Source organism: Nocardiopsis rhodophaea, from assembly GCF_039530945.1.
In the GTDB taxonomy this organism is placed as follows: domain Bacteria; phylum Actinomycetota; class Actinomycetes; order Streptosporangiales; family Streptosporangiaceae; genus Nocardiopsis_C; species Nocardiopsis_C rhodophaea.
Window position 1 is genome coordinate 60742 of the sequence record NZ_BAAAPC010000016.1, and the last position, 19711, is coordinate 80452.

Annotated in this window: 13 protein-coding genes and 1 pseudogene; 4 read left to right on the forward strand and 10 right to left on the reverse strand. The window is 69.8% G+C overall.

The window, feature by feature from the left end; genetic code table 11:
• Positions 1 to 29: 29 nt before the first annotated feature.
• Positions 30 to 1094, reverse strand: coding sequence for a 3-isopropylmalate dehydrogenase (locus tag ABD259_RS17970; protein WP_344164069.1), 1065 nt, complete (start codon positions 1092 to 1094; stop codon positions 30 to 32).
• 938 nt (positions 1095 to 2032) lie between these two features.
• On the opposite strand from ABD259_RS17970, the gene ABD259_RS17975 reads away from it, so the two are divergent.
• Together ABD259_RS17975 and ABD259_RS17980 are read left to right on the forward strand one after the other, a co-directional pair.
• Positions 2033 to 2566: a hypothetical protein gene (locus ABD259_RS17975; RefSeq protein ID WP_344106513.1), complete on the forward strand. Its 534-nt coding sequence runs from the start codon at positions 2033 to 2035 to the stop codon at positions 2564 to 2566.
• Between the two features lie 56 nt (positions 2567 to 2622).
• Positions 2623 to 3303 (forward strand): hypothetical protein, encoded by a 681-nt coding sequence (locus ABD259_RS17980; protein ID WP_344164072.1) that lies wholly within the window; start codon positions 2623 to 2625, stop codon positions 3301 to 3303.
• A gap of 216 nt (positions 3304 to 3519) precedes the next feature.
• On the opposite strand, the gene serA is transcribed toward ABD259_RS17980, so the two are convergent.
• The 7 genes and pseudogenes from serA to gatB all read right to left on the reverse strand — a co-directional run bounded on the left by serA (position 3520) and on the right by gatB (position 14275).
• Positions 3520 to 5106, reverse strand: a complete 1587-nt coding sequence (serA, locus tag ABD259_RS17985) for a phosphoglycerate dehydrogenase (protein WP_344106508.1) — start codon at positions 5104 to 5106, stop codon at positions 3520 to 3522.
• A 236-nt stretch (positions 5107 to 5342) separates the two neighbouring features.
• Positions 5343 to 6338: a ketol-acid reductoisomerase gene (gene ilvC, locus ABD259_RS17990; RefSeq protein ID WP_344106505.1), complete on the reverse strand. Its 996-nt coding sequence runs from the start codon at positions 6336 to 6338 to the stop codon at positions 5343 to 5345.
• 90 nt (positions 6339 to 6428) lie between these two features.
• Complete coding sequence (gene ilvN, locus ABD259_RS17995) at positions 6429 to 6953, reverse strand: acetolactate synthase small subunit (protein WP_344106502.1); 525 nt, start codon at positions 6951 to 6953, stop codon at positions 6429 to 6431.
• A 24-nt stretch (positions 6954 to 6977) separates the two neighbouring features.
• Positions 6978 to 8768: pseudogene (locus ABD259_RS18000) on the reverse strand (acetolactate synthase large subunit); the annotation flags it as partial.
• A 294-nt stretch (positions 8769 to 9062) separates the two neighbouring features.
• Positions 9063 to 9467, reverse strand: coding sequence for a hypothetical protein (locus ABD259_RS18005; RefSeq protein WP_344106500.1), 405 nt, complete (start codon positions 9465 to 9467; stop codon positions 9063 to 9065).
• Positions 9468 to 9573: 106 nt separating this feature from the next.
• Complete coding sequence (locus tag ABD259_RS18010) at positions 9574 to 12282, reverse strand: putative bifunctional diguanylate cyclase/phosphodiesterase (protein ID WP_344106497.1); 2709 nt, start codon at positions 12280 to 12282, stop codon at positions 9574 to 9576.
• Between the two features lie 445 nt (positions 12283 to 12727).
• Positions 12728 to 14275 (reverse strand): Asp-tRNA(Asn)/Glu-tRNA(Gln) amidotransferase subunit GatB, encoded by a 1548-nt coding sequence (gatB, locus tag ABD259_RS18015; RefSeq protein WP_425573543.1) that lies wholly within the window; start codon positions 14273 to 14275, stop codon positions 12728 to 12730.
• Between the two features lie 390 nt (positions 14276 to 14665).
• On the opposite strand from gatB, the gene ABD259_RS18020 reads away from it, so the two are divergent.
• On the forward strand, positions 14666 to 15862 hold the full coding sequence (locus ABD259_RS18020; protein WP_344106495.1) for a thioester domain-containing protein: 1197 nt from the start codon (positions 14666 to 14668) through the stop codon (positions 15860 to 15862).
• A gap of 494 nt (positions 15863 to 16356) precedes the next feature.
• Positions 16357 to 17598 (forward strand): Cys-Gln thioester bond-forming surface protein, encoded by a 1242-nt coding sequence (locus ABD259_RS18025; RefSeq protein ID WP_344164075.1) that lies wholly within the window; start codon positions 16357 to 16359, stop codon positions 17596 to 17598.
• 259 nt (positions 17599 to 17857) lie between these two features.
• Here the strand turns inward: ABD259_RS18025 and gatA are convergent, their stop codons facing one another.
• Together gatA and gatC are read right to left on the reverse strand one after the other, a co-directional pair.
• Positions 17858 to 19372, reverse strand: a complete 1515-nt coding sequence (gatA, locus tag ABD259_RS18030; protein WP_344106491.1) for an Asp-tRNA(Asn)/Glu-tRNA(Gln) amidotransferase subunit GatA — start codon at positions 19370 to 19372, stop codon at positions 17858 to 17860.
• Positions 19369 to 19668, reverse strand: coding sequence for an Asp-tRNA(Asn)/Glu-tRNA(Gln) amidotransferase subunit GatC (gene gatC, locus ABD259_RS18035; RefSeq protein WP_184073044.1), 300 nt, complete (start codon positions 19666 to 19668; stop codon positions 19369 to 19371). The genes gatA and gatC overlap by 4 nt, the downstream gene beginning before the upstream one ends.
• Positions 19669 to 19711: the final 43 nt, after the last annotated feature.

The window sequence follows — 19711 nt, forward strand, 5'->3', positions numbered from 1 at the left end:
AGGTATCAGCAGGGCCGAGACCGCTGGGCTCAGCCCTGCTCGGCTACTCGCCGGGCGAGGTCGTCGCCGATCCGGGCGGTCGACCGCTCCCCGCCGTCCTTGGCCCGCGCCTGGAGGTCGCCGGCGACAGCGTTCTCGACCTGGCGCGCCGCGGCGCCGAGCCCGAGGTGGTCGAGCATGATCGCGGCCGAGAGCACGGTGGCGGTGGGGTCGGCTTTGGACTGGCCCGCGATGTCCGGGGCGGAACCGTGCACCGGCTCGAACATGCTCGGGAAGGCGTTCTCCGGGTTGATGTTGCCGCTGGCCGCCAAACCGATGCCGCCGGCGACGGCCGCGCCGAGGTCGGTGATGATGTCGCCGAAGAGATTGTCGGTGACGACGACGTCGAAGCGCCGCGGCTGGGTCACGAAGAACATGGTGGCGGCGTCCACGTGGCAGTAGTCCACGGAGACCTGCGGGTAATCCGCGCCGACCTCGCGCACGACGCGCTGCCACAGCTCACCGGCGAAGGTGAGGACGTTATCCTTGTGCACGAGGGTCAGCTTCCTGCGGGGGCGCACGGCGGCCTTCTCGAAGGCGTAGCGCACCACGCGCTCCACCCCGAAGCGGGTGTTGACACTGTCCTGTGTGGCGATCTCGCCGGGCGTGCCCTGACGCAGCACCCCGCCCATTCCGGCATAGGGGCCCTCGGTGCCCTCGCGGACGACGAGCATGTCGACGTCCTCGGGCGCGGCATCGGCCAGCGGGCAGGTGACCCCCGGGTAGAGCCGCACCGGGCGCAGGTTGACGTAGTGGGAGAAGTCGAACCGCAGCCGCAGCAGCAGGCCGCGTTCCAGGACACCGCTGGGCACCGACGGGTCGCCGACCGCTCCGAGGAAGATCGCGTCGTGGCCGCGGAGCTCCTCCTCCACCGTGTCGGGCAGGGTCTCGCCCGTGGCGTGCCATCGCTTGGCGCCGAGCTCGTAGGTGGTGGTGTCGAAGGCGAGATCGTGCTGGGGGGCGACAGCGGAGAGGACCTTCAGCCCTTCGGCGACGACCTCGGGACCGATCCCGTCACCGGGAATGACGGCGAGCTTGACGGTGCGAGCAGCCATGGGAGAGCCAGCTTCTTCTTCGGCGGTGGTTGTTGTCTCACGGGGGTGGCGGATGCCGGCGGGCACCCGCCACCCACTCCACTCGTCTCACATCATGGGACGAATGCAATCAGGTTTTGAGACAAGGGTAGCGAGCACGGAGAGCGCGTGCGCCCACTCCCCCCACTCCGCGACCAGCCCGTGGGCCTCCCGACCGGATCAATGCCCCGCGGGGCCGCCGTTGTCGCGGCGGTCCAGAGCGGTCTGGACGGCCTCGGTCGCCTCGTCCTGGGCCGGAACTTCGGTGGTGTCGTACATGGCGGCGATCCTCTCGCTGGGAACGACAGGGAAACTGCTCGACAACGTCGGAGACAGGAATGCAGGAGTGCCGCGCGCGGCTCGGCAGAGGTAAACGCCGACGGATGCGGCACCCGGCTCGGCCGCGATGGTTCACCCCCGGGTAGGCCGGGGCGGCCGTGAGCTCGGGAAAAGTTCGCGCGCTCCGGTGGGATCGCCATACCGGATCGGCCGCCGCCCGAAGTGGTGACTGCGTGTGCGGAAGCCTGGTGCGCCGGGCCGCTGCGGCGTCGTCGCCGTGCGGCCGGTAACTCCTAGGACGACAGACTATCGGATGTCCAATTAATCGGCCAGAGGATCCGCACACTCAGGGGTCCCGTCCGTCACTCTCCGCATCCCCACACCCCGCCGCGTCGACCCGCCTCACCGCCAAGGCCACCACCCGAACCCGGGATTTCGGCTAACCCCATCCGGGCGGTTCCGTCTTTCTTTCCGCTGGTCGGCGGCCCGGTACGGCCGTTTTCTCCCCACTTGGCGTCAGGGCGTTCCGGCGAATCCGCACGGCGTGCGTACACGCGTTTTCCGCGCTCAGCGCCCCGGGAATCCCGAGGGGCGGAACCGGGCCCGGGTTCTTCCCCCAGCGACGCACACGAGGAGTGACAGTGACCCCGACCCCGCACCGCGGATTGGCGAGAAGACCAGGGTGGAGGGCCGCCGCGATCACGGCGGCCGCCGCGGTCCTCGCCGCCGGACTCGCCGCCGCCCCCGCCCACGCGCGGGACATCAGCCACCTCGACGCGGACGCCCCGCCCGAGGCCGCCCTCGGCCCGCGGGACCCCCGGGCCCGCGCCGCCTTCAGCCCCGCCGGCTGCGTCGGCAGGACCCACAACCCGCACAGGGCCTCCCATGCCCGGGGGACCATCAGCGTTGTCGCCAACACCCGCTGCCGACGGACCGTCCCCACTCTCGGGGTCGCGACCGTGCTCTACCGCTCGCGCTGGTACGGCTGGGAGAAACGCGGGTCGAGCGGCATGAAAGAGCGACGCTCCCGCCAGTCCGTCAGGGCCAGCGCGGGCTCCCCGACCTGCGTCGGCGACACCCGCGACTGGCTGGGCTCCTCCTACCACGAGAGCGTCGAGGACGGGACGAGCTATGTGGGCCGGACCTCCCGGCGCCGCAACGACATCACCTGTTGAGCCCGCACCCACCGGTACAGATTGATCCGCCGCCGTCGATCGGGAAAGAAGACGCCATGAGCCTGCTCCGCCCGATCGCGGCGGTGGCCACCGCGGTCGCCCTCCTCGCCGCCTGCGACCCGCGGCCGACGGCATCACCCGCTTCGTCACCGTCGCGGGGACCCGATGCCGCGGACACCGGCGCGCGCGTCGAGGCCGTCCCACCGCCGGAGGACGTTCCCCGCGCCTGGTGGGAGAGCGGCTCCGGAGCAGAGCGTGTGCCCGGCGAGCGCGTCTACTCCTCCTGGTTCGTCGACGGCGAACTGAAGGAGGCCACCGCCGAGGGCGTGGCAGACGACGTCCGGGCTCCCGCCACCGACAGGGTCACGATCGAACTGGCCACCGGCGTGTCACCGGTCCGGGTCGACCTCCTCCTGTACGACACGCTCAGCGCGTCCGGCACCCCCACGGGGATGATCGACGAGTACGAATGCGCGCTGACCGACGCGGACCCCCGCGCTGCCGACGCTGCCGATCCCGACTCCGGTGACGCCGCGCGGGCCGACGCTGGCCCCGGCACCGAGTGCGTCTACCGCACCGGAGACCCCGTCGAGGTCTCCGCCCAGCTCCCGCCCGAGGTCCGCGTGGTCATCGTCAACGCCGGGTGGTACGTCCCCAGCGAGGAGCGGGAGGCGAACGAGGAAGCGCCGCCCGAGGTGTCAGCGTCATGGGCGTTCGTCGTGGAGGAGGCCTCCTGACCCCCGCCCGCCGAAGAACGGGGCATCGCCGCCGCCCTCGACTTTCGGCGTCGAGCACGGCCTCGGGGTCTTCTTTCTCTCCCCGCGGGGCCGGCCATTGGCGCCTCGGGGGCACACCACACGCGGGGCCGCCCGCGTCCAGGGACGGCCCCCGCAGCGCTCTCCGCCCCGTTGCCGCAGCGCCGCAGCGCCTCACGAGCGGCCGGGGCACGGCCGCTAGTCGAGCTCCACCTGGCGGGTGGTCTCGGCCTGGATCTCGGTGGAGATCGCGTCCAGGGTGGCGTCGGGGATCGCGGAGTCGACGGTGAGCGTAATGAGCGCCGTGCCGCCCTGCTCGTCCCGACTGACCTGCATGCCCGCGATGTTCACCTGGGCGTCGCCCAGCAGCGCGCCGACCGTGCCGACGATGCCGGGGCGGTCGTCGTACAGGAAGAACGCCATGTGCGCGCTGAGCGGGATCTCCATGCTGTAGTTGTTGATCTCGACCAGCTTCTCGGTCTGCCGGGGACCGGTCAGCGTGCCCGACACCGAGACCCGCTGGCCGTCGGGCATGATCCCGCACACGCGGATCAGGTTCCGCCAGTCGGAGTGGTCGCTGCTGGTCACGAGGTTGACCTCGACCCCGCGCTCCTTGGCCAAGAGCGGGGCGTTGACGAAGGTGACCGCGTCCTCCACGACGTCGCCGAAGGCGCCCTTGAGGGCGGCGAGTTCGACGACCTTGACGTCGTGCGCCGCGATCTCGCCGTGCACCTCCACGTCGATGCGCTCGGGGATGCCGCCGGCCACGGCGGTGAAGATGCGGCCGAGCTTCTCGGTCAGCGGCAGGCCCGGCTTGACCTCCTCGGCCACGGTCCCACCCTGCACGTTGACGGCATCGGGCACGAAGTCACCGGAGAGCGCGAGCTTGACCGAGCGCGCCACCTGGGTTCCGGCCTTCTCCTGGGCCTCCTCTGTGCTGGCGCCCAGGTGCGGCGCGACGACCACGCTCTCGAACTCGAACAGCGGGCTGTCGGTGCACGGCTCGCTGGTCCACACGTCGATACCGGCCCCGGCGACCCGCCCCTCCTGCAGAGCGCGGTACAGGGCGGCCTCGTCGAGGATGCCGCCGCGTGCGGCGTTGATGATCCGCACGCTCGGCTTGACCTTGTGCAGCGCCTCGTCACCGATCAGCCCGATGGTGTCCTTGTTCTTCGGCAGGTGGATGGTGATGAAGTCGCTCCGCTCCAGCACCTCGTCCAAGCTCAGCATCTCCACGCCGATCTGGGCGGCGCGGGCCGGCTGCACGAAGGGGTCGTAGGCGACCAGCTTCATCCCGAACGCCGAGAGCCGCTGGGCCACCAGGGTGCCGATACGCCCGAGGCCGATAATGCCCAGCGTCTTGTCGTAGAGCTCGACACCCTTGTACTTGGATCGCTTCCACTCGCCCTTGACCAGCGCGGTGTGCGCCGGGGCGGTGTTCCGTGAGCAGGCGAGCAGCAGGTTAACGGCCTGCTCGGCCGCGCTCACGATGTTGGAAGTAGGCGCGTTGACGACGAGCACACCAGCCTTGGTGGCGGCGTCGACGTCGACGTTGTCCAGACCGACACCGGCGCGTGCCACCACCTTGAGGTTGGGGGCGGCTGCCAGTGCCTCGGCGTCGACCTGGGTCGCGCTACGCACGATCAGGGCGTCGACGTCGGCGAGGGCGGGCAGGAGCTCGGATCGGTCGGCGCCATTGGTGTGGCGGACCTCGAAGTCCCCCTCCAACAGAGCGATTCCAGCGGGCGAGAGTTCTTCCGCGACGAGAACGGAGGGTTTGGGCACAGCTTGATCCTTTTGTGGGTTGCGACGGGGCCGCACGGGTGCGGCCTTGGGCAAACTCCGCGCCTTGGCAAGGCGGGCCGCATGGCCGTCAAAAGTCTAGTCCGCAGGTCGGGAAACCGATATGCATGGGTGGCGGTACGGCCCGGACCGGCCCCGGCGAACGCGTCCGACACTGCTCCAGCCTGCCAAAAGCCCCGGGAGCGACGGATCGCTCCCGGGGCCCGCCGCTCGGGGAACTAGCCCTTGAGCCAGCTCATCAGCGGGCGCAGCTCGGCGCCCACCTGCTCGATCTGCTCGTTCTGCTCGACCTCGCGGCGCTTCTTGAAGGTCGGCTGCCCAGCGTCGAACTCGGCCATGAGCTCCTTGGCGTAGCTGCCGTCCTGGACCTCGCGGAGGATCTTGCGCATCTCCTCGCGGGTCTGCTCGGTGATGACGCGCGGGCCGCGGGTGTAGCCGCCGTACTCGGCGTTGTCCGACACCGACCAGTTCATCTTGGAGATGCCGCCCTCGTACATGAGGTCCACGATGAGCTTCAGCTCGTGGAGGCACTCGAAGTAGGCGATCTCCGGCTGGTAACCGGCCTCGACGAGCGTGGCGAAACCGGCCTTGATCAGCTCCTCGGTGCCGCCGCACAGCACGGCCTGCTCACCGAAGAGGTCGGTCTCAGTCTCCTCCTTGAAAGTGGTCTTCAGCGCGCCCGCGCGGGTGCCGCCGATGCCCTTGGCCCACGACAGGGCGAGGTCCCAGGCCTGGCCGCTGGCGTCCTTCTCCACCGCGACGAGGCACGGCACACCGCGCCCCGCCTCGAACTGGCGGCGGACCAGGTGGCCGGGGCCCTTGGGGGCGACCATGGCGACGTCCACGCCCTCGGGCGGCTGGATCAGACCGTAGCGGATGCTGAAGCCGTGCCCGAAGAAGAGCGCGTCGCCCTGCTGCAGGTTGGGGGCGATCTCGTTGGCGTAGAGGTCGCGGTGGATGTGGTCCGGGACCAGGATCATGATCACGTTGGCCTCGCGCGCGGCCTCGGCCGGAGTGACGACGCGCAGGCCCTGCTCCTCGGCCTTGGCCCGGCTTTTGGACCCCTCGGGAAGGCCGATGCGGACGTCCGCGCCGGAGTCCCGCAGCGACAGGGCGTGCGCGTGCCCCTGGCTGCCGTAACCGATCACGGCGACCTTGCGCCCCTGGATGACGCTCAGATCGGCGCTGTCGTCGTAGTACATCTCTGCTGCCACTTCGGCGTGCTCCTTGTTTCAGTGCTTCGTCGTCGGCCCGTGGCGGCCGGCGTGAACGGTGATGTGCGGCTCGCGGGGTGGTCCAGCCCGTCAGGCGCTGCGCTCCACCGGCCGCAGGGACCGGTCGGTGATCGACCGCGGCCCGCGGCCGAGCGCGACCAGCCCGGATTTCACCAGTTCCTTGATGCCGAACGGCTCTAGATTGCGGATCAGCGCTTCGAGCTTTTCCGGCTTTCCGGTGGCCTCGATGACGACCACGTCCGGGCTCACATCGACGATGTCGGCGCGGAACAGTTCGGCCGTCTGGATGACCTGCGCACGGCTGGCGGCGTCGGCCTTGACCTTCGCCATCAGGAGTTCCCTGCGCACCGAGGCGTCGTTGTCCATCTCGACGATCTTGATGACGTTGACCAGCTTGTTGAGCTGCTTGGTCACCTGCTCCAAGGGGTGGCGGTCGCAGTTGACCACGATCGTCATCCGGGACAGTCCCTCGTATTCAGTGGTACTGACGCTGAGGGAGTGGATGTTGAACCCGCGGCGGGAGAACAGCGCCGAGGCGCGAGTGAGAATGCCCGGCGTGTCTTCCACGAGGACGGAGAGCGTGTGCTGGCTCATGGGAGGTGTCCTTGTAGCCCTTTCCTATTCCTCGTCGTCATCCCAGTTCGGCGCGAGGTCGCGCGCGTACTGGATCTGGTCGTTGCTGACACCCGGGCCGACCATCGGCCAGACCATCGCGTCGTGGTTGACGATGAAGTCGACGACGACCGGTGCGTCGTCGACGGCCATGGCCTTCTCGATGGTGGCGTCGATATCCTCGGCGCGCTCGCAGCGGAGTCCGACACAACCGTACGCCTCGGCGAGCTTGACGAAGTCCGGGACCCGGACCTTTTCCCGCTCCTTGGGCGCGGTATGCAGGTTGGTGTTGGAGTACCGGCCGTCGTAGAACAGGGTCTGCCACTGGCGGACCATGCCGAGGTTGCCGTTGTTGATGACCGCGACCTTGATCGGGATGCCCTCGATGGCGCAGGTCGCCAGCTCCTGGTTGGTCATCTGGAAGCAGCCGTCGCCGTCGATCGCCCACACGGTCTGGTCCGGGTTTCCGGCCTTGGCGCCCAGTGCGGCCGGGACGCAGAAGCCCATGGTGCCCAGGCCGCCGGAGTTCACGAACGAGCCCGACTGCTCGTAGTTGATGAACTGCGCGGCCCACATCTGGTGCTGGCCGACGCCGGCGATGTAGGCGGCTTCCGGGCCGGCGATCTCGCCGAGGCGCTTGATGACGCGCTGGGGCGCGAGGCAGCCGTCGTCGGGCTCGTCGAAGCCCAGGGGGTAGTTATCGCGCAGCCGCCCGAGCTGGTCCCACCAGGCCGAGTAGTCGCCGTGGCGGCCGTTGGCCTGGTTGTTGCGGACGGAGACGACCAGATCGGCGAGGACCTCGCGGCAGTCGCCGACGATCGGGACGTCGGCGTGCCGGTTCTTGGAGATCTCCGCCGGGTCGATGTCGGCGTGCACGATCTTGGCGTCCGGAGCGAAGGTGTCCAATTTGCCGGTGACGCGGTCGTCGAACCGAGCGCCCAGCGCGATGATCAGGTCGGCCTTCTGCAGCGCGCCGACGGCGGCGACCGTGCCGTGCATGCCGGGCATGCCCACGTGCTGCGGGTGGGAGTCGGGGAAGACTCCGCGCGCCATAAGCGTGGTGACGACCGGCAGGCCGGTCAGTTCGGCCAGCACCCGCAGCTCCTGGGAGGCTCCGGCGCGGACCACGCCGCCGCCGACGTAGAGGACGGGGCGGCGGGCCTCGGCGATCATTCGCGCGGCCTCGCGGACCTGTTTGCCGTGCGGCTTGGTGACGGGACGGTAGCCCGGCAGGTCGAGGCGCTGCGGCCAGTTGAAGGCGGTCGAGGACTGCAGGGCGTCCTTGGCGATGTCCACCAGGACCGGTCCGGGGCGGCCGGTACCGGCGATGTGGAACGCCTCGGCGATCGTCCGGGGGATGTCGGCGGCGTCGCGGACGAGGAAGTTGTGCTTGGTGATCGGCATGGTGATGCCGCAGATGTCCGCTTCCTGGAACGCGTCGGTGCCGATCGCCTGGCTCGCGACCTGGCCGGTGATGGCGACCATCGGAACCGAGTCCATGTGGGCGTCGGTGAGGGGGGTGACGAGGTTGGTCGCACCGGGGCCGCTGGTCGCCATGCAGACGCCGGGGCGCCCGGTGGCGTAGGCGTATCCCTCGGCCGCGTGACCGGCGCCCTGCTCATGCCGCATGAGGACGTGCCGGACCTTGGTGGAGTCGTAGAGGGGGTCGTAGGCGGGAAGGATCGCTCCACCGGGAATCCCGAAAACCACGTCCACGCCGGCGTGCTCCAGCGACCTGATGAGCGATTGGGCTCCGGTCATCTGCTCGGTCATCACAAGATCCTTTGGAGAGGGCGGGTGGTCGGTCGATTGTGCCTGGCAACAAAAAACCCCTCACCGCCGACGTGCGGTTGAGGGGAGCGCGCAGCGAATGACCTGGTCAGCTGGCTGCGCGCCGACCAAGTACGAGAATGAGGAAGTTGCTCTGCACGGTGTTAACAATGGCCGAGCGCACACCAGCCCGTCAACCGAAACACGTTTTTGTCTCACGATGTGACATGTGATGCTCACCATACGGTTGCACGGTGGAGCGGGCGGAACGGCGGTGCCCCGACGGATTCCCGCCGGGGCACCGGAGTGGGGTGAGGGAGGTCAGGCGCCGAGCTTCGCCACAAGGCGTGCTGACAGGTCGCGCAGCTCGACGAGGTTGGCATCCATCGCATCCAACCGCTTGTTAGTCTTCCGCTGCTCCTTCTCCACAGAGCTCAAGCGGCTGTCCATGGAGTCCATTCGTCCCTCCATAGAATCCAGACGCTTGTTGGTGCGCTTCTGCCCCTTATCCAAGGTGTCCAGACGCTCACCAACCTTTTCGAATTGCTCCTGCGCCTTCTGGTCCCGACGCTCAGCCGCCTCCTCACGGTTGGAGGCAACCTGCTCGATCAGCCTCAGACGATCATCAACGATGCCCTGCCAGAGACGAGTCTGGTCAGCGACAACCTTCCGAGCGGTCTCCATCTCTTCGAGTCGGCCGACCCGCTGTTCAATGCTGTTGGACATGCTGTATCTTTCGCAGTGGTAGGGGCGCCCCCGCAGGCAATGCCTGCGGGGGCGTTCTGTTGCGTGGATCAGCTTAGCCAGCGCGCCCCGGCCGCGCCGGGGTTATTCACAACGCGACTTCGGCCCCGCCACCTACCAGGGCCTCCACTCCCTCCGCCACCATCGGCCGGGCCACCAGGAAGCCCTGGCCGTGCCCGCAGCCCATGGAGCGCAGCTGTTCCAACTGGTCGGAGCGCTCGATACCCTCGGCGACGACGTCCATGCCCAGGTCCTGACCCAGGCGGATGATCGTGTGGGTGAGCAGCGTGACCGTGCCGTCCTGTCCCAGGTCGCGGATGAACGAGGGGTCGATCTTGATGGCGTCGACCCGCAGCTCGCGCAGGTGCGCGAGGGACGCGTAGCCCATGCCGAAGTCGTCGATGGCCAGCCGGACCCCGAGGCGGCGCAGTTCCGCCAGGCGTTCCACCGCCTCGCCCGGGTTCTCCAGCAGGACCTCCTCGTCGACCTCCATCGTCAGCACACGCCCCGGGAGACCGGTCTCCTCCAGCGCACCGGCCACCGTCTCCACGAATCGCGGCGAGAGGATCTGCTTCACCGACAGGTTCACCGACAGCCCGATATCCCAGTCGGAGGCGCGCCACATCGCGACCCGCTCGCACGCCTCGCGCAGGATCCACTCCCCCAGCGGGGTGATCAGCCCGGACTCCTCGGCCGGGCCGATGAACTCCTCCGGCTGCACCAGCTCGTCTCCGCGCCGCCAGCGCACCAGCGCCTCTACAGCGGTGACCTGGGACGTCTCCAGATCCACAACCGGCTGGTACTCCAGGGTGAACGCGTTGTCGGCCAGCGCCTGGCGCAGCTCGGTCTGCAGCTCCAGGCGGTTGACCACCTTGGCGTGCATGTGCGCGGCGTAGATCTCCAGGCGTCCCCCGCCGCCCTGCTCCTTGGCGCGGGCCATGGCCATGTCGGCGTTGCGCAGCAGCTCCCCGCTGTCCATCCCGCGCTCGGCGAAGGCCACACCGGCGCTCGCGGTCAGCACGACCTCCTGGTCGGCGACCTGGAACGGCTCGGCACTGATAGCCCGTACCAGGCGCTCGGCCAGGTCGACCACCTGCTGGGCGTGGGCGCCCTCCTCGATCAGGACGGAAAACTCGTCACCGCCCCAGCGCGCCAGGGTCACCCCGGCGCGGGTCGTGGTGCGCAGCCGCCGCGCCGCCTGGGCGAGCAGGTAGTCGCCGAAGGTGTGGCCGGCCGAGTCGTTCACGGCTGTGAACCCGTCGAGGTCGAGGAAGATCGCCGCGACCTCCTCCGTCGGCCCGAAGGCGAGCTCGCGCCGGGTCAGCACCTCGCGGGCGCGCTCCTCCAGGTAGGCGCGGTTGGGCAGGCCGGTGATGCCGTCGTGGAAGGTCAGGTGGTTGACCTGGTCCTCCAGCGCGACCTGCGCGCTGATGTCGCGCGTGGTCACCAGCAGCCGGTCGGGCTCGCCGGGCTGCTCGTACAGGGAGGCTGTCGATTCGGTGTGCCGCCAGGTGCCGTCGCCCGCCAGCACCCGCGCCCGCAGGTGGATGCCCTCGCTGGCGCCGCGCTTGAACGCCGACATCGCCGCACCGATCCGGGGCAGGTCCTCGGGGTGGATGAGTGTCGTCACGGGTTCGGCGAGGATGTCGTCGAGCCGGTAGCCGAACGCTTCGGCGGCTCCCGGGCTCACGTAGAAGACCCGTGCGTCGAACTCAAGGATCAGGATGACGTCGCCGCTGTTGCGGGCCAGTTCGTGGAAGTGCCGCTCCCGCGTGTGGACGATGCGGGTGAGCGTGACGTTCTCCTCCAGGAGGCCGCTCGCCCGCACCAGCAGCACCAGGACGGCCGAACCGGCCGCCAGGGGCAGCACGGGAGCCACGCCCTCCAGCCGCAGCGCGCCCCACGTGAGCACGATGGTGGACACGAACACCGCGACCGCAGCCGCGATCTCCGGCGCGAACCGGTAGAGGCCGCGGCCGGTGATCTTCCGCGGGGTGGTGCCCGCCCGCTCCCTGATCAGCCACGGAAGGCTGCCGAGCAGGGCGAAGCCCAGCAGCCGTACCGGGTGCTCGATGCCCCCGGCCAGCGGCTCACCCGTGAGCCGGGTGATGGCGCCGATGAGGTCGGCGCCGCAGATGATGACGAACGCGCCGATGGCGATGAGCACGGCGCGGCGCGTGCTGTGCGGCGAGGTGAACACCAGCGGCGCCAGCAGGCACAGCACCGCGATATCGGCGATCGGATAGACCAGCGCGAACGCGAGGAAGCCGGTGCCTTGGCCTAGCTCGTGGTAGAGCGGAGCGAACAGCAGCAGCCACACCGCGGAGAACAGCGCGGCCGCGCACACGTAGCTGTCGGTGAAGTGCCGCATCGACGGACGGACACCGCGTGGGAGCGGGGCGAAGCGCGTGAACCCGATGACGAACAGCGGCAGCGCGAACAGCGCGAAGAGGTCGCCGAAGGTCAGCGAGAAGGCGACGCTGGGGGTGATCAGCCCGGTCACGGCGTAGGTGACGGCCCCGGCACACCACGCCAGCGCGGAGAACCCCAGGAAGCGCAGGGCCCCCACCGCGTCGGCGCCGTCGACGTTGGCCTCGACGTCGTCCGTCCCCCGCGCACGACGGCGCGCCTCGTACAGCAGGGAGGCGGCCGCCAGGCCCGCGGTGACCGCGGTTGGCCAGCTGCCGAGCAACGTGGTCAGCGACAGGCCGTCGCCGACCTCGACGAGCGCGCCGAGAGCGTAGAGAACCGACAGCGCCAGGATGCCCCCGAGCAAGAGGCGCGTGGTGCCGTTCATCGCGGCGCCCACGCGAACGCGAACACCATGCGGTCGGAGAGGGCGGCGCGTCCCACCGCGACGGCCGTGTTCATGGGCACCTTCCGATCATGGGAGTCGAAGAGGGCAGACCCTCTGGGAATCTTCCGCGTCGAAGAGGGCACGCCCTCTTCGACTCCCAAGGTCCGTGCGGCGAAGAGCGCCGGGCTCACGGCTGTCCGGCGGACCCCGAGGCGCTGCTCAGGGGAGGACTGTCCCCTTCGGCGTTTGCTTTTCCGAGAGCGCTCGTCCCCGTGAACGCATCGGCCGAGGACCCGCTCCGCTGGATCATCCGTTCAATCCGTCTGTGCTGCTGCCGTGACCAGGCTAATCAGCCAATGTCACGCGGAGATAGAGGATGAGCCACAGACGCGGCGACAAGACGCTCACACTGTGTGACATGAGCGACGTCCGCCGCGTCGGAGGATCACGCGGCCCCGAGCTTCTCCAGGATCAGCTCGCGGGCACGGCCGGCGTCGGCTTGCCCGCGCGTCGCCTTCATGACGGCACCGACCAGCGCACCGGCCGCCGCCACCTTGCCGCCGCGGATCTTCTCGGCGGCGTCGGGGTTGTCGGCGATCGCCTGGTCGACGGCGGCGCCCAGCGCGGAGTCGTCACTGACGACCTTGAGTCCGCGCGCCTCGACCACGGCGTCGGGCTCACCCTCACCGTTGAGGACACCCTCGATGACCTGGCGCGCCAGCTTGTTGGTGAGTGTGCCCTCCGCGACCAGCTCGACGACCCGGGCGACCTGTGCCGGAGTGATCGGCAGCGCGGACAGCTCGGTCTCGTTCTCGGTGGCGCGGCGGGAGAGCTCGTTCAGCCACCACTTGCGGGCGTCCGCGGACGGCGCTCCGGCGTCGACGGTGGCCGAGACGAGGTCGATGGCGTCGGCGTTGATGAGGTCGCGCAGCTCCTCGTCGGACAGATTCCACTCGGCCTTGATGCGGGCGCGCTTGGCCGCGGGCAGCTCGGGCAGGGTGGCGCGCAGCTCCTCGATCCACTCGGCGCTCGGGGCGACCGGCACCAGGTCGGGGTCGGGGAAGTAGCGGTAGTCCTGGGCCTCTTCCTTGCTGCGGCCGGGGACGGTGGTGCCGCTGTTCTCCTGGAAGTGGCGCGTCTCCTGCACCACGCGCATCCCGGCGTCGAGGACACCGGCCTGCCGCTCGATCTCGTAGCGCACGGCGCGCTCGACGGAGCGGAGCGAGTTCACGTTCTTGGTTTCACTGCGGGTGCCCCACTCGGTGCCGCCGCGCGGCATCAGCGAGACGTTGACGTCGCAGCGCAGCGACCCCTCTTCCATGCGGACGTCGGAGATCCCCAGAGAGCGGGCGAGGTCGCGCAGCTCGCTGACATAGGCGCGGGCGACCAGCGGGGCCAGCTCGCCGGTGTGCTCGATCGGCTTGGTGACGATCTCCAGCAGCGGGATGCCGGCGCGGTTGTAGTCGACGATGGAGTAGTCAGCGCCGTGGATGCGGCCGGTGGCACCACCGACGTGGGACGTCTTGCCGGTGTCCTCCTCCATGTGCACGCGCTCGATCTCGACCCGGATCTCCTTGGGACCGTCGGGGGTGTCGACCGTGATGTCGAGGTGCCCGTCGACGCAGATCGGCTCGTCGTACTGGGAGATCTGGTAGTTCTTCGGCATGTCCGGATAGAAGTAGTTCTTCCGGGCGAAGCGGCCCCAGGGGGCGATCGAGCAGTTCAGCGCCAGGCCGAGGCGGATCGCGCTCTCCACGGCCTTGCCGTTGACCACCGGCAGGGAGCCGGGCAGGGCCAGGCAGACCGGGCAGACCTGGGTGTTGGGCTCGGCCCCGAAGGTGGTGGAGCACGAGCAGAACATCTTCGAGGCGGTGCCCAGCTCGATGTGCGTCTCCAGGCCGAGCACCGGCTCATAGGACCGCATGGCGTCGTCGTACGCCACCGGCGCAGGGCCGCCGTTGGTGCCAGGGCCGCTCGTTACCGCGCCAACCATCGCCGCACTATCCGTTTCCGTCTTCCCAAGCGCCCCGCTGCGCGCCGTCCCGCCGGTGGGGACTTTTCCGACATGTGCTGTGGGACCGGTGGCCCCGTCCCCGCTATACCGGCCGCCTACGGGGACACCAAGAAGCCTACCGATCCTCTGAGCCGCGCCACGCACGAACGCGGCCCGAACCGCGCCGTGAGCTGCGCCATGCCTGCATATGAGCGGTCTTGTCATCGGGTCACAGCCCGCGCACGATTCGGCGACTCCTCCGTGCTTTCCCCGAACCGGGAGGAGTCCGGCGGCTATCTTTGGGACCGCAACGATCTCCCTATCCTCCTGCCCGCCTCGTTCCTGCTGTCATCGGTTCCAGGAGCCCGCCTGTCAGGGAGCCACCCACGCATGCGACACATCTTGCGGCGCTGTGGCGCGGTGCTGACCACCGTGGCCGCTCTGTGCCTGGGCGCCGCGCCCACGGACGCCGCTGACGGCATCGCCCGGGTCGACCGCGACCCCGTATCGGGAGAGACGATCCGGTTGTCCGACGGCACCGACGTCGAGACCTCCCTCTACCACCTGCGCGTGGACGGCACCACGTCGCTGCCCGCCTACTGCGCCGACATCAGCACCAGCGTGGACCGCACGGCGGCCTACACGGAGGCGTCCTGGGAGACGGACCCGGCCGGCCGCGGCATCGACCCCGGGCCGGTCAGCTGGATCGTGCGCAACTCCTATCCCAAGGTCGACCTCGACCAATTGGGCGCGGACAGCGGAGTCGCGGGGCTGGGCAAGCGCCAGGCGATCGCGGGGACGCAGGCCGCTATCTGGCACTTCACCAACGACATCGAGCTCGAAGGCGCGCTGAACCTCGGCGACCGGCGGTCGGCGGCGGTGAGCGCGCTGTACGACTACCTGGTCGGTGGGGCCGCCGAAAGCGCGACCGCTCCACCCGTGCCGTCCGTGGCCGTGACGCCGGACCGGATCGCGGGGGCCGACCCCGCCGAGCCACTCGGCCCGTTGACCGTGCGGACGACGGACGACGCACCAGTCGCGGTCGCGGTGAAGGGCGCGCGTTCGGCGCGGCTCATCGATGGTGAGGGAGCCCCGATCACCGAGGTGCCCAACGGCGAAACGTTCTATGTGGAGGTGGATCCCGCGGTTCCGGAGGGCATCGCGACCGTCTACGCCCGGGCTGAGAACGCCGTCCTGGCGGCTGGCGGGCTCTTCACCGGCAAGGACGGAGTGCGGACCCAGCCCCTGGTCACCGCGGGAGCCGGAACATCCTCCCGCACGGCGTCGGCCAAGGTGGACTGGAGCGGCGATAGAAGCGTCGAGGAGACGGCCGAGGCCCCGTCCCCGCCGCCCACGCCGACGTCCGCCCCCTCCGGGCCAGCTGCCCCGACGGCTTCCGTGCCATCGCCGCCACCTCCCGCGCCCGCCGACTCGCCCGGCGGTGTCGTCGTCGCGGATGACCGCCGCCCCGAGAACGAACTGGGCCTGACCGGCACCTGGGCGGGGTCCCTCATCCTCGGCGGGGCCGCTCTGCTCGTTGTCGGGGCGAGTGTGATCTATCTGTCCCAGCGCAACCACCGAAAGTAGTCGCACCGCATGGCCGCGGAAAGGTTTCCGCAGGTCATTACGGACATCGAGAAGCCAATAAGGTACCGACCGATTCTGCGCCCCCCGAGAAGGGCCGCGCCCGAAAAGAGAACTCTGCGCCTATCTGACCTTGGCGATCTCCAAAAGGCGCCTCGCAAGGTGCTACAAATAGGGCAGACCGCAGCAGATTGCCGTCTTTTTTGCCAGGCCTGTTGGAAGCCCGGAAACGGGTCGCTAGTATCAGGCGGTGCGGTCTGGAAAGCTCGCCGCCGCGGTCCCGTGACCCTCACCGCGAAAACGGCGAACGACAAACACGCCCCCAGGGCGTTCGATCTACATCCAAGCCTGTGGCCGGACTACCGCACATGACGCACCGGACCCGCCTCGCCGCATGGCGGCGCATGCGGCCCGGACCTTGCGGCCACACCTGTCATCCGCGTTAGACAGCACCGGATGGCACCATCCGGTTCCCCTAGTTCTCACCGGGACACAACTTGATCGACACGATGAACCCCCACAGCCCCCAGCGCCGCGGTCGTGCCCTGACCACGGTCGCCGCGACCGCCACCGCCGCGCTGCTCGCGTTCGGCGCCGCCGCCTCGCCCGCGCTCGCCGACGACGCCGCCGCCCGCGGCACCTACGTGGGCAACGCCGTCAACGGCCCCGCGGTCGTCATGAAGGAGAAGGACGGCGACCGCAAGACCATCTACGCCAACCTCTTCAACCTGAAGCTGGAGGGCGGCCAGACGCTGCAGACCTACTGCATCGACTACGAGACCTCCATCGTCGACGACGCGGAGTACGTCGAAGGCGACTGGGCCAACTACCCGGGTAAGGGCGACTTCGCCGCCGACTCCGCCAAGGTCCACTGGATCCTGCAGAACTCCTACCCCACGGTCGGCGACCCGGCCGTCCTGGCGAGCAAGAGCGGCGCCACCGGGCTCAGCGCGGGTCAGGCGGTCGCCGGTACGCAGGCCGCCATCTGGCACTTCAGCAACGGCGTCGAGCTCGACCGCAAGAGCTTCGAGAACGACAAGAACGTCATCAAGCTCTACGAGTACCTGGTCGAGAAGGCCGCCCCCATCGAGGAGCCCGAGCCGTCGCTCACCATCACCCCGGAGTCCGCCGAGGGCAAGGCCGGGGAGACCGTCGGCGAGTTCAAGGTCGAGACCAGTGGCGACTCCGTGCCGCTGGACCTCAGCGCGCCGGAGGGTGTGGAGCTGGTCGACCTTGAGACCGGCAAGCCGGTGGAGAAGGTCGCCAGCGGCGGCTCCTTCGGCGTCAAGGTCCCCAAGGACGCCGAGCCGGGCGAGGCCACGGTCTCCGCGTCCACCTCGGCCGAGGTCAAGGTCGGGCGCCTGTTCAAGGGCGTCGAGGGCCAGAAGGACACCCAGACGCTGATCACCGCCAAGACGAGCAAGCACACCGTCACCAGCGAGGTCACCGTGAAGTGGGCCGAGGCCGAAAAGCCCAAGCCGACTCCCACCCCGACCGACAAGCCGAGCGAGACCCCGTCGCCGGCGCCGACGCCGGACGACAAGGAGTCGCCGACGCCGGCGCCGGATGACAAGGAGACCCCCGCGCCCAAGCCGGATGACAGCAAGCCGTCGCTTCCGGTGACCGGTGCCGCGCTGACCGGTCTGGTCGCCGCTGGTGTGGCCGCCGTCGGTGCCGGTGGCGGCGCGATCTACCTGAGCCGCAAGCGCCGCAGCGCGACTGACAGCGCCGGAGAGTAAGAAAGAAGAGCGGATCGCACCGCTCCGCGGCTCCCTGAGGGGCGCCTGACGCCCGCCGCCGTAGGACTACGGCGGCGGGCGTTCGGCGTCTTCTCCCCAGCTGCCGTCCGCCCCCTGGCACCGGTCCGCCGGAACCCGGAAAGCCATCTCACGCGCCACGCCCGGGAAAGCAGGAAAGGCCGGGGGTCCGCATCGGACCCCCGGCCTCGCCCTATCGCGCGTGGCCGCCAGCGGCGACGCGTCCGCGCCCGGTGGTGCCTTACACCGCGTAGGGGCTGGTGCTGAGCAGGTCGGCGCCGCTCTTGCTCTTCAGGGCGGCTTCGAACGCCGCCCCCACCCGGTAGGTGCGGTCGTCGGCCAGGGCCGGGGCCATGATCTGCAGGCCGACCGGCAGGCCGTCCTCCGGGGCGAGCCCGCAGGGGACCGACAGTGCGGCGTTCCCGGCCAGGTTGGTCGGGATCGTGCACAGGTCGGCCAGGTACATCGCCATCGGGTCGTCCGCGCGCTCGCCGATCGGGAAGGCGGTGGTCGGCGCGGTGGGCGACACCAGCACGTCGACGTCCTTGAAGGCCGCCTCGAAGTCTCGCTTGATGAGCGTGCGCACCTGCTGCGCCGAACCGTAGTAGGCGTCGTAGTAGCCGCTGGACAGCGCGTAGGTGCCGAGCATGATGCGGCGCTTGACCTCCGGGCCGAAGCCCTTGGCGCGGGTCAGCGACATGACCTCCTCCGCGCTGCGGGTGCCGTCGTCGTCGACGCGCAGGCCGTAGCGCATCGCGTCGAAGCGCGCCAGGTTGGAGGAGCACTCGCTGGGCGCGATGAGGTAGTAGGCGGCCAGGGCGGTGTCGAAGCTCGGGCAGGAGACCTCGACGACCTTGGCGCCCAGGGACTCCAGCAGTTCGACGGCCTCGTGGAAGCGCTGCAGCACACCGGGCTGGTAGCCCTCGCCCCCGAACTCCTTGACGACGCCGATGCGCATGCCCTCGACGTCCGCCCGCTTGGCGGCGTCGACCACCGGCGGGACCGGGGCGTCGACGGACGTGGAGTCGTGCGGGTCGTGCCCGGAGAACGCCTCGTGCAGCAGGGCGGCGTCGAGGACGTTGCGGGCGAACGGGCCCGGGGTGTCGAGCGACGAGGCGAACGCGATCAGGCCGTAGCGGGAGGAGCCGCCGTAGGTCGGCTTGGCGCCGACCAGACCGCAGACCGCGGCCGGCTGGCGGATCGAGCCGCCCGTGTCGGTGCCGGTGGCCAGCGGCGCCTCGAATGCGGCGACGGCCGCCGAGGAGCCACCGGAGGAGCCGCCCGGGATGCGGGCGAGGTCCCACGGGTTGCGCGTCACACCGTAGGCGGAGTTCTCCGTGGAGGACCCCATGGCGAACTCGTCCATGTTGGTCTTGCCGAGGATGACCAGGCCGGCCTCGCGGAGGCGGGCCGTCACGGTGGCGTCGTAAGGCGGACGCCAGCCTTCGAGGATCTTGGAAGCGGCCGTCGTCGGCATGTCGACCGTGGTGAACACGTCCTTGTGCGCGACGGGGACACCGGCCAGCGGGCCGAGCCCCGCCCCCGACGCCAGGCGCGTGTCGACCGAGCGGGCCTGGGCCAGCGCGGTCTCCCGGTCGATGTGCAGGAAGGCGTGGACGTCTCCGTCGACCTCGGCGGCGCGGTCCAGGAAGGCCTCGGTGACCTGGACGGCGGAGTAGGTGCCCGCCTTGACGGCGGCCCCGATCTCGGCCGCGCTCAGCCGGATGATCTCGGCGCGTTCCTCTGCGCTGGTCACTCTTCCTCCCCCAGGATCTGCGGAACGCGGAAGCGCTGGTCCTCCACCGCGGGCGCACCCGCGAGCGCCTCCTCGGGGCTGAGCCCCTGGTGGACCTCGTCGGGGCGGTACACGTTGGTCAGCGGCAGGGCGTGGGAGGTCGGCGGGATGTCGCCGGTGGCGACCTCCTGCACCTTGGCCACAGCCGAGATGATGACATCCAGCTGGGCGGCGAGCTGGTCCAGCTCGTCCTCCTGCAACGCGAGCCGCGACAACCGGGCGAGGTGAGCGACCTCATCGCGGGTGATGGCGGACATGAATTCTCAAACCGTTTCTTCGGCGGATCGGGACAGGTCAATC